This window comes from Paenibacillus sp. NPDC058174 (genome assembly GCF_042883865.1).
Classification (GTDB): Bacteria; Bacillota; Bacilli; order Paenibacillales; family Paenibacillaceae; genus Pristimantibacillus.
Map to the genome: position 1 here is coordinate 809,935 of NZ_JBHVUY010000001.1, position 14,925 is coordinate 824,859.

The 14,925-nt window shown below is 46.7% G+C and carries 13 protein-coding genes; 1 reads left to right on the top strand and 12 read right to left on the bottom strand.

Going from position 1 to position 14,925, the window contains the following annotated elements; translation table 11 throughout:
- Window positions 1–207: 207 nt before the first annotated feature.
- Window positions 208–1,614 carry a glycosyltransferase family 4 protein gene (locus tag ACFVVF_RS03620; protein WP_387805464.1) on the top strand — a complete coding sequence of 469 codons (1,407 nt, stop codon included), beginning with the start codon at window positions 208–210 and terminating at the stop codon, window positions 1,612–1,614.
- A gap of 298 nt (window positions 1,615–1,912) precedes the next feature.
- Here ACFVVF_RS03620 and ACFVVF_RS03625 read toward each other — a convergent pair whose 3' ends face one another.
- The 12 genes from ACFVVF_RS03625 to ACFVVF_RS03680 form a co-directional block, all read right to left on the bottom strand.
- Window positions 1,913–2,842, bottom strand: a complete 930-nt coding sequence (locus tag ACFVVF_RS03625; protein WP_387805466.1) for a hypothetical protein — start codon at window positions 2,840–2,842, stop codon at window positions 1,913–1,915.
- A 119-nt stretch (window positions 2,843–2,961) separates the two neighbouring features.
- Complete coding sequence (locus ACFVVF_RS03630) at window positions 2,962–3,741, bottom strand: COG4705 family protein (RefSeq protein WP_387805468.1); 780 nt, start codon at window positions 3,739–3,741, stop codon at window positions 2,962–2,964.
- Between the two features lie 63 nt (window positions 3,742–3,804).
- The gene (locus ACFVVF_RS03635) at window positions 3,805–4,548 is read right to left on the bottom strand and encodes an ABC transporter permease (protein ID WP_387805470.1); all 744 of its coding nucleotides are present in this window, start codon (window positions 4,546–4,548) and stop codon (window positions 3,805–3,807) included.
- On the bottom strand, window positions 4,493–5,278 hold the full coding sequence (locus ACFVVF_RS03640) for an ABC transporter ATP-binding protein (RefSeq protein WP_387805472.1): 786 nt from the start codon (window positions 5,276–5,278) through the stop codon (window positions 4,493–4,495). Before ACFVVF_RS03640 ends, ACFVVF_RS03635 begins: the two co-directional genes overlap by 56 nt.
- Window positions 5,279–5,455: 177 nt before the next feature.
- Window positions 5,456–6,151, bottom strand: coding sequence for a response regulator transcription factor (locus ACFVVF_RS03645; protein ID WP_387805474.1), 696 nt, complete (start codon window positions 6,149–6,151; stop codon window positions 5,456–5,458).
- 2 nt (window positions 6,152–6,153) lie between these two features.
- Entirely contained in the window at window positions 6,154–7,614 is a 1,461-nt protein-coding gene (locus ACFVVF_RS03650; protein WP_387805476.1) for a sensor histidine kinase, read from the bottom strand.
- A 285-nt stretch (window positions 7,615–7,899) separates the two neighbouring features.
- Window positions 7,900–8,835, bottom strand: coding sequence for an alpha/beta hydrolase (locus ACFVVF_RS03655; RefSeq protein WP_387805478.1), 936 nt, complete (start codon window positions 8,833–8,835; stop codon window positions 7,900–7,902).
- A 287-nt stretch (window positions 8,836–9,122) separates the two neighbouring features.
- Window positions 9,123–10,355: an MFS transporter gene (locus tag ACFVVF_RS03660; RefSeq protein ID WP_387805480.1), complete on the bottom strand. Its 1,233-nt coding sequence runs from the start codon at window positions 10,353–10,355 to the stop codon at window positions 9,123–9,125.
- Window positions 10,356–10,510: 155 nt separating this feature from the next.
- The gene (locus ACFVVF_RS03665; protein WP_387805481.1) at window positions 10,511–10,783 is read right to left on the bottom strand and encodes a DUF2277 domain-containing protein; all 273 of its coding nucleotides are present in this window, start codon (window positions 10,781–10,783) and stop codon (window positions 10,511–10,513) included.
- Between the two features lie 30 nt (window positions 10,784–10,813).
- Window positions 10,814–11,530, bottom strand: coding sequence for a YebC/PmpR family DNA-binding transcriptional regulator (locus tag ACFVVF_RS03670; RefSeq protein ID WP_387805483.1), 717 nt, complete (start codon window positions 11,528–11,530; stop codon window positions 10,814–10,816).
- Window positions 11,531–11,742: 212 nt separating this feature from the next.
- Window positions 11,743–13,044 (bottom strand): Nramp family divalent metal transporter, encoded by a 1,302-nt coding sequence (locus ACFVVF_RS03675; protein ID WP_387808805.1) that lies wholly within the window; start codon window positions 13,042–13,044, stop codon window positions 11,743–11,745.
- A 228-nt stretch (window positions 13,045–13,272) separates the two neighbouring features.
- Window positions 13,273–14,829 carry an ABC-F family ATP-binding cassette domain-containing protein gene (locus tag ACFVVF_RS03680; protein WP_387805485.1) on the bottom strand — a complete coding sequence of 519 codons (1,557 nt, stop codon included), beginning with the start codon at window positions 14,827–14,829 and terminating at the stop codon, window positions 13,273–13,275.
- Window positions 14,830–14,925: the final 96 nt, after the last annotated feature.

Genomic DNA, 14,925 nt, shown 5'->3' on the forward strand with positions numbered 1-14,925 from the left:
AATGGTAGAGTGTCACGAAGTAGATGGTAGTAAGAGATATAGGCGGATTTTTTACTAGGGTGAACCGGGGAATTTATAGAGGCGATTATAAGGATACGGGCTTTTGCCTATTCAAGTTCGGCGCATAAATAGGTTGATGTACGTTAACTTTACCCTGCAATACTCATATGATATGGGGACGACGGACCAATCGGAGGAAACCTATCGATGCGAATCTTAATTGCCTGCAGCTGGTCATTGCCTCATGCCGGCGGCGTGAACACGTATATTAACCAACTGGTCAAAGGCTTGCAGCGCGCTGGTCATCTCGTTGATATCTTCTCTCCAACGCCTGATGGACAGGGCTATTATATTCCAGGCAAAGAGATGATGATTGACAAAGGCAAGCTCAAGCCGCTTATAGCCGATCAAGCAGTCCGAAGTCTGGAGCAGCAGCTTCCGGGAACGGACCCGTGGATTATAGAAAGTGAAATTGAAAGATACTGCTTCGAAGCAGCAGCGGCATATTGCGGTTTGTCCGAATACGACCTCATCCATGCGCAAGACATCGTAAGCGCTCATGCTATGTCACGGGTTAAGCCTCCTAATACGCCACTAGTAACGACCATTCATGGCTGCCTGACGAAGGAATGGTTTGTTCGATTGAAGACATTAGGACTGACAGACCAGACTACCAGTTCTCCGCTCTGGCATTATTCCGCTCTGCGTGAATCCTTAGGCGCGACTGTAAGCGATATAACGATTTCACCGTCGCAATGGCTGAAACGGGTTTTGATGGAAGATTTCAACGTGCCGGAGGAGCGTCTTCTAGTCAGCCATTATGGTATAGATATTGAACAGTTCCAACAACAGATGCTGCGTACTTCAGCAATTGTGAAGCCCACGGCGGAGAAAGTTTTCATATGCCCGGCAAGATTTGATGTCGTTAAAGGCCATACCCATCTCATTCATGCTTTCGCTAAGCTGAAAGAGGAACGGGCAGACTGGATCTGCTGGCTGGTTGGGGATGGCGCCCTTCGAGAAGAGATGATGCAATTAACAGACCAGCTTGGACTCAAAGATCATATTCTTTTCTTAGGGAACCGCAGCGATATTCCTGAATTGATTCGACTCGCTGATTTTGTTGTTCTGCCGAGCATGCAGGATAACCAGCCTTTTGCCATCATAGAAGCGCAAGTCGCAGGAAGACCGGTCATTTCTTCCAATGCAGGAGGAATACCGGAAATGGTCACCCATTTATGGAATGGCCTTGTATTTCATGCTGGCGATATCGATCAGCTGTATGCCTGTTTGAAAACGGCACTAGACGATGCTTCTTTATTAAGCAGCATGGCGAATCAAGCTAAGGCATACGGTGAGAAACATTGGTCCTTGCCGGCAATGACCTCTCGTGTAATGGATCTTTATAATACGGCACGAAGCAAGTATCCCGTTCAAGCTATTGAACCTGCACCCGAGGTTCATCGGGTGGAGCAGGAAACCATTAAAGTGATTCCGCGAAGGAGGCGCAAAAAATGGAGAAACGCGCGAAGAAAAAGACGTTCAGCCGTTACCGGAACAAGAAGGCGAAAATTCAGAAGAAGAAGCAGACACATCGCCAGAAAAAGAAAGTAAGACGAATTCGCCGTTACAGGCGGAAAATTTCCATTAACCATCCAATATTGTCTCCAGCCAGCGAATCTGCCAAAGCTCTCGCTTCAATCTTCAGATTGCCGCTGGACCCTTCACTCCCTGTAGACGAAGCCGTATGGAATCCTATTCTTAAATCTCTGCCCCAGGGATATACGATTCCTGACCCTGGCATTGTCCAGCCGCTTATCCAAAGCCAATAAACATAGCGCGTCATAAAAAAGCGGATAAGAACATTATGTTCTTATCCGCTTCTTCAGGTGATCGTTATCTAACACTTCGTTTATTCGTGGTGTCTGCCTATATGGTCACCCTGAACTTGCTGCACTTTTTTTCCGCTCAAATCAATTGAATCTGGTGTTGTTTCATTCACATTGGATAACTGGATATCTACACTTCCGGTCAATGTATGAGAAACCCCTTGCGCATCCTTGCCAGTAAACGTAATTTCCAGTTGCTGCCTCTGAATTTCATTGGCCGGGCTGATGAGCGCATTCAAGCGGATGCTTTGAATTTGCACAGCCTCCGTTAGAGCGATATCTTTGACGTTAAGCTGGAATAGATCCTCTGCATCGTTTTGCTGAGCTTTATTGCTGCTGTCTAGTTCAACTCCCTTATCAGATTGATCCGACAAATGCTTGAAAGCGACAGGAGCGAGAGCTTGTACTACAGCCGGGATTTGCGCATTCTCCAGTTGCAGCGATATCGTCTTGGACCCATCAGATTGCGAATGCGATGTAATTTGATTTTTCAAGTTGCCGATTAGTGCGTCGATTACCGTCTCTTCCTGATTGTTGAACCAGATTCCATCATTCGTTTCTTTTCCTTTCTCCTGATCATCCTTCTCTGCTTTGTCTCGCTTCATATAATAAGTGTCTGAAGAATCGCTTTTCCAGACTTGTCCATCAGCCTGATTATAGAGGCTAATATGCTGTGAACCTGTTTTACCCGTAATCTTGATCGTACCGCTGACCGCTTCGTTTTGCAGATTTGCCTTCAAGCTGGACTGGGCCTGGCTAAGCAGCGTCCCGTTATCCTTCAGGACGGCATCAGCCTGTACCGTTACACTTTCCATAGTTTGCACGGTGTTTTTCAGTGCAGCTTTATAATCTTCATATCCCGAGGTTCCCGCAAACGCGGTAATTCCCGTAGCCAACATAACGGCGCCGCTAATACCTACTGCACTTCCGGTTAACAGCCATTTCTTCTTCATCTTCTTTCCTTCCCTTCACAACTAAATTTGTCTTACATAATCAAGCCTAAGGGATACTTCTAAACTCACCGTGAAAAGTCTATTAAATAAATCTTAAGCGCTTCTCGCTTATCGGGCTCTTATCGAGAAATCTGATCCCTCTTGGATTTCGTCAAATAAGCGACCAGTGCTAGAATGATTACGATAAATATAATACTGGTTCCGGTCGTGCCGAGCTGAAGTCCACCTTCGACGCGGGGCTGTGACAAATAATCGCCAAGTGATGCACCCATTGGCCGGGTCAATATATACGCAATCCAAAATGCGGTGACAGCATTAAGCTTTAGACGGAAATGCGCGAAGGTAACAGCTCCAATAACAGCGGCGAAAATCACCGAGGAGACCAGGTATCCCAGATCCATGCTTTCGGCCACCAGATCGCCGGCCGCGGTTCCCAGCGCAAAGGTAAAGAGAATAGCCAGCCAGTAAAAGGCCTCTCGTTTTTTCGTCGTAATGGAATGAATCGATAAAGTCCTCTCGCTCGCATACCAGCCAACAAAGGTTACAGCCAACGCTATAGAGAAGAAAATAGTTGTTGTTTCCAGTGAAACGCCCAGATTATCGACGAGATTGTCAGTAATTAACGTACCAACGACACTGATTAGCACCACAGTCAGCCAATATACGGCAGGGATATAGGTCGTCGCGGACATTTGAATAATTAAGGCCACGATGAGCAGCCCTGTTATCGCCAATGTCGTAGTGGTCAATCCCCATTTCAAATTAAAATTAAGATAATCAGCGGCGGTCTCCCCTACAGTGGTGGCCATAATTTTGATGATCCAGAAAAAAATCGTGACCTGCGGAACCTTGTTCCATAATGACTGCTTATCCTCTACTAATACGCTTGCATGCTGCATGGCAATTTCCCCTTTCGTTAACAATAGGATGATTTGACTTTGTAAATACGAACTGCTTTCGAACTATACCTCCTTCCGCTCAAAGAAGAAGTAGCCGATCGCCAGAAACAAAATTAAGCCGGATAACAGAAATAACGAACCTGTGGCGAGTCTGCCGGCTGAAATGGAATGGCCCAGCCATAGCGAATACCAGCCTGTATAAGAAGTGATAGAGAATGAAGAGAATCCTTGCTGAAAGTATGGAGCGACTTTAGCTCCGGCATATATTAGAATAGCGAATACCACAAAACCGCCCGCACTCCGGAAAAATTGAGCAATGCATACAAACAAAGCTGCAAGGGACCACATGGACAAGAAGGCCGCCGCATAGGCTTTCAGCAATCCGAAAGTGTCGACGCTTCCCCAGCTTCCAAACCAAAGATTGCACAAGGCGCTCACCGTGCCCAGCAGAAGAAGCAATGCCCCAATGGCAATACCGAGAGCTAGAAACTTGGCCAGATAGGCGCCTAGCCTCGTAATCGGCCGCAACAACGCCAGTTTCAAGGTGCGCGACGATATTTCTTGCGGAAACAAATCGGCGATTTCCAGGAAGAGAAACAGCGGGATTAAAAAGATCGTATACATCTCCAGCATCTGCACGGGATAGGATGAGCTGACCGGAATCAGTCCCATAACAGGTTGAAGCGTATGGAATAATAAAATGAGCAGGATAGGAATGAACACGGAAGCAGCGAAGAAAAAGATTGTTTTTTTACGATAGAGCATCAGTTGGAGTTCGTTTTTTAATCCCGCTGTCAAACCGTCCATTCTCAATCCCCTCCTTTCCTTTTTGAAGCTCCTCCATGTAGTACTGCTCGAGGGATAGATTATCCGTCAGCAATTCGTGCACATTCCCTTCTTTAATCAGAATACCTTGATTCAAGATGCCAACTCTGTTGCAAAGCTGCTCCAATTCATGAATCATATGGCTGGAGATCAGAAAAGTAATTCCTTGTTCGAACGATAATTGTTTAACGAGTGTGCGAAAATGAACGACACCTTCAATATCCAGACCGTTCGTCGGCTCATCCCAGATCACAAGCTCCGGGTGATGCAGAATAGATGCAGCCATCGCAAGCTTTTGCTTCATGCCGGTTGAAAAATGTCTTATTTTTTCTTTCGTAAACGGGGACAGCCCCACCGCCTCAAGCACTTCATCAATTCGCTGCTGCCGGATATCCGGATAAAAGCTGGCGTTCAGTTTCAAATATTGGCCCGCTGTGACATAATCGTAGAAATCAGCTGATTCAATCATGCACCCTGCCTTTCTCATCCCCGCTGAGAAGGACTGCTCCAGATCTTGTCCAAATAAGGATAGGGTTCCTTCGCTTGGCGAGATCAGTCCGGTCAGCAGCTTTAAAAGCGTTGTCTTGCCGGCGCCATTAGGCCCAAGCAATCCGTATATATCGCCTTTGCGCAGCTCCATGTTCACATCCTGAATGCCTCTGCCATTCCGGAACTGTTTGCTTACTCCTGTTAGCTTGGCTATCACTGTCATGCCTTCTCCCCCCCTTAGCTTATAGAAAGTCTTTTTACCTGAATTTATTCTGCCACCTAAGATTACAAGCGAAATCTAAAAAGGCTGTGAACAGGTCATTAAATAATTATTAAGTCGCCGGACAGCAAAAAAAAGCCAAAGCATCATCCGCAGATGAACTCTGGCTTGTTTACTATACTAGTATTTGGAACGAAAACGATAACCAGCGCCCCAAAGCGTCTCGATGTAGACGGGATTGGCCGAATCCACTTCAATCTTCTCCCGCAGCTTGCGGATATGCACCGTTACCGTCTGCGTGTCTCCGAGCGAGTCAATCCCCCATAGCCGCTCGAACAGTTGGTCCTTGCTGAATACATAGTTCGGATGCTGCGCCAGAAAATAGAGCAGATCAAATTCCTTGGTCGTCAGCGTAACCTCCTCATCTCTGACGAAAGCACGTCGAGAGTCTGGATTCAGCCGCAGTCCCCTGATCTCCAATTCAGTTGTCGATAATCCGCTTCCCTTTAGGCGGTCATAACGCGATAGATGGGCTTTGACCCGGGCGACCAGCTCCGCAGGCTTGAAGGGCTTCGTTATATAATCATCCGCGCCCAGACCAAGTCCGCGCACAATGTCGATGTCCTCCCGTCTCGCCGTGACCATCAGGATAGGCAGATCCAGCTTTTCACGTATTTTTTTGCATACCTCAAAGCCATTCAGCTTGGGAAGCATGACATCCAGCACGATTAGTTCAAACTTGCCGCTAAGCGCAAGCTCCAAGCCGTTTTCTCCATCTATTGCGATTTCCGTCTGATAGCCGTTCATCTCCAGGTAATCCCGCTGAAGCTCCGCAATCGCAGGCTCATCTTCAACGATCAGTATCGTTCTTTGCATACCTATGCGCCTCCTTCTTCGATCGGTAACACAATATGAATGACCGTTCCTTCGCCTTCCTTGCTGTCCGCATAAATATCGCCTCCATGCCCCGCTATAATCTGCTTGGCTATGGCTAGACCGAGACCGCTTCCGCCGGTGTTCATATTTCTTGATTGCTCGGAGCGGTAGAAACGTTCGAAGATATGCTTTACTGCATCTGAAGCAATGCCCTGTCCATTGTCGCCGATTGCCAAAATAAATTGTTGCCCTTCTACCTTTGTGTTGACTGTAATCCGTTTTCCAGGCTTATCCATATATTTCAGACTGTTCTGTATGATATTGCTTAGCACCCTCTTGAAGGAATCACGATCCACCGATATTCGTTCGTCTTCGCCGCCTTGTATGGATATCTCCAGTTCTACATCCTGTTTGTCCAGTTCTACCTCCAGCTCCTCTGTCCAGTCGTTCATGAATGGAACAATCGGCACTGATTCGAATGAATACGGCAGCATTTGCATATCCAGCTTGGAGTACAGAAACAGTTCATTGATCAGGTGATCCATTTCACCGGCTTTGGCGGCAATGGTCCGCATGTATTTTTCGTTCTTTTCCTGCGAATCCGCCACGCCTTCCAGAATCCCGTCCACATAGCCTCTAATGGCCGTAATTGGCGTTTTCAAATCATGGGAAATATTAGTAATTAACTCTTTCCGGTTATTCTCATATTGTTGCTGTAGCTGAATGGACTCCTTGAGCCTAGACCTCATTTCTTCAAAAGCCATCCCCAGCTGTCCCAGTTCGTCCTTGCCGTCAACTTGCACCTTGAAATCCAAATTCCCTTCCGTCACTAGCCTTGTCGCTTTGCGAAGCTCAAGTAAAGGGCGAATGAATCGCCTTGACATGTAGGTTGTCAATAAAGTATGCGTTAACAAGAGGACAATCACTGTTGACAGAAACAGAATCGGAAAAAAAGTCCGTACGAATTGAACCAAAGGATCAACCTTGCTCACTAGAAAAATACTGACCGGCTCACCCTCGTTAGACATTAAATCGTATTGAGCAATCTGGTACCAGTCATTATTAAATTTCTGCCGGAAAGGTTCGTTATAAGAACCGGCTTGTTTGAAGTCAGGCAATACGCTGGTTAATCCTTTATTATGCCGTAGGTCATCCGAAGCATAAAGCGATTTTGTGCCTGAACGAATATAGATCGATGTATTCTTCTTAAACATATCTTTGGATAAATCGTCCAGAAAAGCAGTATCCGTCAATAATTGTTTATTTTGCAGAAAGGTGTGCTTGATTAGATTGCGGGTATTGCTCTCTTCCATCCCTTCAAATTTGCTTTCATAAGCGCTTTTCAAACTTTGCACATCACCATGATAAACAATGCTCAACAGTAAGGCTGTTATCACTATGAGAAGCAGCGGAACTACCAGCATTGCTGCATAGGACAACAGAAATTTCACACGTATGGACATAACAGCCAATCACCCTGCCTCTATTGTTCCAAGATATACCTATACTTTGATTATCATACGACAATTTAGTCACCATACGAAAGTACAAAACTAATGATGTAAGGCCGAAGGTGATTCAGTTTTCAATTATGGTCGACAAGCCTCCTCGTATGAAGTAATCGGTTTAATCTAATGTAGAGCAATAGTATAAACTAGTTATGAATCAATTCTTAACGAAATATTAATTAAAAAAATCGAACGTATCACCATGAGGCGATGCGTTCGATTTTAAACGGACAGATAGATTTATTTAACGTCTTTAACTTCTTGCATAAAGCTTCTAAAGTTTTCCGCGATTTCTTTGGAACGTGTATGATGCAAGTAATGATCGCCTTCAAAGGTCATCACTTTGCCGTGTACCGAGTTTTTGATCTGCTCCTCATGCAACGGGATCCATCCTTCCGTCTCCGTATCATTGGCCTGCAGGAAGAAGATCAGCGGCAGATTTTTAGGAAATGACAGCTTCTCTACCGCTTTAAAGTTAGAAGCGATATGCTCGCTCTCGTTCAAGACGCTGTTATTAAATGAGTTTTTAAGCGAAATGATGCGGATTTGCTCTTTTGTTGCATCATCAACGTCTGGAGCAATAAGCTGACTGGGAGTAAGCTTCATCAACAAGCGGAAAAATCCGGATTGCTTGAGTTGCTTATAGGTGCCGGTTGGAACTGGCTCATCGGTGCCGCCTTGGGTCGGCACACTGCTGTCGATCCCGACAAATGCTGTCACTTCATTTTCATATTTGTTCACATAATCGAGTCCGTAGATACCCGAAATGGAATGCCCCATTAGAATGTAACGGTTAATATTCAGCTGCTGCAGCGCTTCATGCGTCTCATTGACGATATTTTCAACCGTGCGTTCTTTATCGGTTACATCGCTTAACCCATAGCCGAAAGGCTCAATCACAACAACTTTGTAATGGGGGGACAGCTCCTCAATCAGCGGTTTGAAATCAAGCGCCGGCGCTCCAGTTCCATAACCCGGAAGCAGAACAACGGTTTCTCCGCCCGATCCCTGAATGAGGACGTTCATTTGTTTCCCGTCTACAGGTACAAGCTGGCCATAGGTCTGTATCTTGCCTTTCTCTATCTTATTGCAAATGACGTTTACAACAAATACAGTGGCTAGAAATAGAATGATGACGGCGAGTAGAATAGCGATGACTTTTATCCATTTTTTCATAGCTGATATTCCTTTCTGATGTTCCGCATTTTGACTTCCTGTCTGTCTGCTTCATTGTAACAAGCGGGTTTTAGTTCACAGTTAACTGAGCATTAACGATGTCTTAACTCTCGGAAGCAAAAGGATTCAGAAACTTAAGACTCCATTAAGGCATTTTGTGAAAATAAAGCTTGCATTTCATTATGTAATCATTATACCGACAAATACTGTGCAAATGGCCGTCTCGCTTATTGCAAAGAAAAACCGTGGCATCACCACGGTTTAATTGTTCATCGTTGTTGGGGTCATCAGAACATCGGTCTGACCCTCTTGAACTTCTTCTTTCCGGTCCGAATAGCGAATAATGCGATAACAAGGCAGAGCAAACCAACCGCTGCGAAAACATAAAAGAGCAGATTTTCCTTCTTCAGCAGCAGGGAAGAAATAAGCGGCCCTGCCGCAACTCCGATAAAACGCATGCTGCTATAAATCGATGTGATCGTGCCTCGCTTCTTCTTATCAATGCCTTCCGTGATTAAGGCATCTAGACAAGGCAGAATAAGCCCCATTCCCGCACCGGCAATCGATAACAGCAGCAGCAGGAAGAACAGCCCTTTCGACGGAAAGATCGCATAGGCGGCCATACTTGCCGTCGTTATCGCTGTACCGGCGACCGTGAGCCATTTCATCCTCACTTTACTGACGCCAACAGCCTTGCCGGTTATGAAGGAAGCCAGACATATTGCACTAAGCGGAATGGCCAGTAATACTCCTTTCCATATCCCTTCAATATTATAATGGTCCTCCAATATGGAGGATAAATAATACAGAAAACCGAACATTAAGTACATCGCCAAGCCGCCGATTGCAAATATCGCATAAAGCCAGCCCTCTTTGGCTAATATGGCTTTTATGCCTTGAACGAACTCCTTTAACGTGACCTGCGGGGACTTGCCATTTTTTTTCGGAGCATTCACAAACACTGCTACAGCGATAATGGATAATACGCAGATAATCGGGATAACGGCCAACGGAAGAAACCATACGATAAGCGTTAACGCAGAGCCAAGAATCGGACTGAGCACTTTGCCGAAGGTATTAGAGGTCTCAATCATGCCAAGGCCGCTGCTCACCTCTTCCTCGCTTTTGAGCATATCCCCAACGAGCGGTATAACGATTGGGAAAGCACCCGCCGCGCCAATCCCCTGTATGAATCGCCCCGCGAGGATCCCTGCATACGCCATCTGATGCTCCAGAAACCAAGCGGACAGTCCGGACACGACCCCGCCGGCTGCAGCAATGGACAAGCCGAATATGATGATCAGCTTCCGGCCAAATCGGTCTGACAAATATCCGGCTATTGGGATGCAGACGATCGATACGGCAGCATATACCGTAATAATCAAGCTGGTCATGACAGAAGTGATGCCTAATTTTTTCTGCATAAGCGGAAGTACTGGGATAAGCATGGAGTTCGCCAGCGTCATAATTAACGGAATTGAAGCAAGTGCAGCTAGATCACGTTTCTTTTTTTCCTGCATGGGGTGCTTATCCTCTTTCCTCATCCTAAAAAATGCACTACCCCGTTAATCTGTCCATTAGCGCTTGGTTTTCATTCCGGTAATAAAAAGAACGTACCGTCAGCATGCCGTTCAAAACGGCTAGCCAGGTACGTTCTTCATTTCAGCATAAAGGCCTAATTGCTTCCGAACCGCTGTGCGTTTCTTGCCCGTGCACGCTGCAGCTCGACTTCCCGGTTCCTTGGCTCTGCATTCGTGACAAGTGAATCCATCAGCTTGCGGGCAGCTTGCGCTACCTCGTCAATGGCAAGATTAAACGCTTCTTCATTCGCCTTGGAAGGAGTATTGTATCCGGAGAGCTTTCTTACGAACTGCAAGGCAGCGGCTTGAATCTCATCTTCGGTCGCGGGAGGATCAAAGTTGAACAGTGTCTTAATGTTGCGGCACATGGCTTACTCTCCTTATTAGGCCCGTATGGCTTATTCAAACTCGACGTTATGATAAACCTGTTGAACATCCTCCAGGTCATCCAGAGCATCGATCATTTTGTCGAATTGGACTTGCGCGTCTGCTGCAAGCGTTACGTCGTTCTGTGCCAGCATCGTCAGCTCAGCGACTGTGAACTCGGTAATGCCCACATTTTTGAAAGCTTCTTGTACAGCATGAAATTGCTCTGGAGCGGCGTACACCATAATGTTCTCGTCCTCTTCCGTAACGTCTCGCACATCGACATCAGCCTCGAGCAAAATCTCAATGACTTCATCGAGCGTTTTGTCGGGCACGCCAATAACAGCAGACGCATCAAACATATAAGCAACTGAACCGCTAACGCCAAGGTTTCCGCCGTTCTTGCTGAATGCAGCACGTACAGTGGAAGCTGTCCGGTTCACGTTATTCGTCAGTGTGTCAACAATAACCATGGAGCCGCTAGGGCCAAAGCCTTCATAACGAAGCTCAACATAGTTTTCGTCGCCGCTGCCTTTAGCTTTCTCGATAGCACGGTCAATAATCGCTTTTGGCAAATTATATGTTTTTGCCCGTTCAAGTACGACCTTAAGCGCCCGGTTGGACTCCGGATCAGGTTCGCCCTTCTTGGCTGCTACATAAATCTCCAAACCGAACTTCGCGTAAATCTTGCTTGTATTGGCGTCCTTGGACGCTTTCTTTTCTTTAATATTATTCCACTTGCGACCCATACTGCTCCCACTTTCTTCATGAACTTGTACATCAACTCTATCTATTATAACCGATTTTTTACCGATATCGAAAGGGCTGCCGTAAGAAATCGTCAGAACCAGCTGTTATTCGGCATGATTCATGCTTTACAACATGCGAAAGGATCGTATCTCTCCTCCTTTCAGGAAGACAGGTACGATCCTGTTATACATTTATATAGATACATTTGCAATTAAGTAAAGCTCTCGTATACAAGAAATAAGTTAAGCGCGACGACGATTACGGCGATAATCCAGCCCAGGATCGTTGTCGCCTTTTTGTTAACGAGTCCGCCCATTAGCGACTTGTTGCTGGTGAAGATAATTAACGGAATAAGTGCAAATGCGATACCGAACGAAAGAACAACCTGGCTCATTATCAAAGCTTTAGTCGCATTAACCCCAGACATGATGATGAGCAACGGCGGAATCGTTGTAATGGCTCTGCGCAAGTACAGATTGATTCTGCGCTTAATGAAGCCCTGCATCACGACATCCCCTGCCATTGTGCCGACGGAGGCGCTAGCGAGTCCGGCAATCAATAGAGCCAATCCGAAGGAAATAGCTGCAACTGGCCCGACTAACTCGCCAAATTGGCGATAAGCAACATCCAGCTCTTCGACGATCAAGCCATTCTTGAAAAATAAAGCCGCTGCAATGACTACCATCGCCATATTGACAGCTCCGGCAATGAGCATGGCGATAATAATATCGACAAACTCCAGTTTGAAGATCCGTTTTTTCTCCTGATCGTTCCGGCCGACGATCCGTTTCTGCGTGAGCGACGAATGCAGATAAATCGCATGCGGCATTACGGTTGCTCCAAGTATGCCTGCTGCCAGCAGTACGCTGTCTACACCGTCGAATTTAGGGGTTACAATACCAGCGGCCACTGCAGCCATGTCAGGCTGTGCAAGCACGACTTGGCAAGTAAAGGCGAGCACAACGATAAAGATCATGGCGGCGATGCCGGCCTCGAATGCTCTCACTCCCCTTCGCTGCAGCTCCAATATGGCAAAGGAACCGGCGGCGGTAATTAAGGCGGCGGGAAGCATCGGAATGTCGAATAATAAATAAAGTCCTAATGCGGCACCAAGAAATTCTGCAAGATCGGTGGCGATGATGACAAGCTCGCTTTGAATCCATAGCAGGAAGGACACCGGCTTGGAGAAGCGGTCCCTCGCAACCTCCGGGAGGTTTTTCCCTGTTGCAATGCCAAGCTTGGCGGACAGAGATTGAATTAGCACCGCCATTAAGTTCGAAGCTGCAATAACCCATAGCAGCATATACCCGTATTTCGAGCCTGCCGTAATGTTTGTAGCGAAATTGCCGGGATCCAGATAAGCGACCGCAGCGATAAATGCGGGACCTAGAAAAGGAAGCAGCCGTTTGAAGCCTTTCACTTTGCGATTCAGCACCATTTCTGCGGAGAGTTTATTTGTTGCCGCGACACTGTTGTTGTTCGCCATAGTCTCTCCTCCTTTTGCTCTTTTTATATAAAAGTTTTCCTTAGCTATATTTGTTGGCTTAGTGCAACTTTTAAGTTGATTATAGTCCTCTTATCGCTAAAAGTAAACAGTTGTTTATCCGTAATTCTTAGGTCCCCTAATAAAGTAAGTACTACTGCCTGCTATCGTATGCAGCTTCTGCCTATCAGGTTCCCGTGACATGCGAAAAGCCCGGCTGATCGCGGAGATCTGCCGGGCTTTTCGCATACATTTAATTTAGAATACCTTTGTTGTCCAAGTCTCGCAGTTCCATGTTTCTGTAACGACATCACGGTAAAACTCAGGTTCGTGAGAGATCAGCAAAATGCTGCCTTTATAGGCCTTCAGAGCGCGCTTAAGCTCGTCCTTCGCATCAACGTCCAAATGGTTGGTCGGCTCATCGAGCACGAGCAGATTCGTCTCGTTGTTGATCAGCTTGCAGAGGCGCACTTTCGCCTTCTCGCCGCCGCTCAGTACTGCGATTTTGCTCTCGATATGCTTTGTAGTCAGGCCGCATTTCGCAAGTGCAGCACGGACTTCAAATTGCGTGTAGGAAGGGAACTCATTCCAAATCTCTTCAATACACGTATTATAGTTGGCATCCTTGGACTCCTGCTCGAAGTAACCGATGCTGAGCAGATCGCCCAGCTGGACTTGACCGGAGATCGCCGGTATTTCGCCCAGTATGCTGCGCAATAGCGTCGTCTTACCGATACCGTTCGCACCGACAAGCGCGATTTTCTGGCCGCGCTCCATCCGCAGATTAAGCGGTCTGGACAATGGGCTGTCGTAGCCGATCACGAGCTCTGTCGCCTCAAAAATCAGCTTGCCTGATGTGCGTCCGTCCTTGAAGTTAAATTGCGGCTTCGGTTTTTCCTTCGCCAGCTCAATAACATCCATCTTGTCGAGCTTCTTCTGGCGCGACATCGCCATATTTCTCGTTGCAACGCTCGCTTTATTGCGGGCAACAAAATCCTTCAGCTCGGAAATTTCCTGCTGCTGACGCTTAAATGCCGATTCCAGCTGCTGCTTCTTCATTTCATGCACCTGCTGGAAGTGCTCATAATCGCCAACATAGCGGTTCAATTCCTGATTTTCCATATGGTAGATCAGGTTGATGACGCTGTTGAGGAATGGAATATCATGGGAGATAAGAATGAAGGCATTCTCGTACTCTTGCAGATAACGCTTCAGCCATTCGATATGCTGCTCATCCAAATAGTTGGTCGGCTCGTCCAGGAGCAGAACGTCAGGCTTCTCAAGCAGAAGCTTTGCCAGCAGAATCTTGGTCCGTTGGCCGCCGCTTAGATCGTTGACGTCTTTATCCAGACCAATATCGGTAATGCCCAGACCACGCGCCGTCTCCTCGACTTTGGCATCGATCATATAGAAATCCTGAGCAGTCAGCGTATCCTGGATCGTGCCGACATCTTCAAGAAGCTGTTCCAGCTCCTCCGGCGACACTTCTCCCATGCGACCGTACATCGCATTCATTTCATTCTCCATATCGAAGAGGTACTGGAAAGCGCCTCTCAATACGTCCCGGATCGTCATTCCTTTGCTCAGCACAGCGTGCTGATCCAAATAACCGACGCGCATCCGCTTGGACCATTCCACCTTGCCGTCATCTGGCTGAAGCTTGCCGGTAATAATATTCATAAATGTGGACTTGCCTTCGCCGTTGGCGCCGATCAGTCCGATGTGTTCGCCCTTCAAGAGGCGGAAGGAAACGTCGTTGAAGATCGCACGGTCCCCAAAGCCATGGCTTAATCGCTCTACGTTTAAGATACTCATTAATGACACCTTTTCTGTTTGACTTTTTTCTCCGTTATATTATAAGCGGTAGAGGTGCTGCAACTCAACGTTTCCTCTAAAATTAATGACATTAAT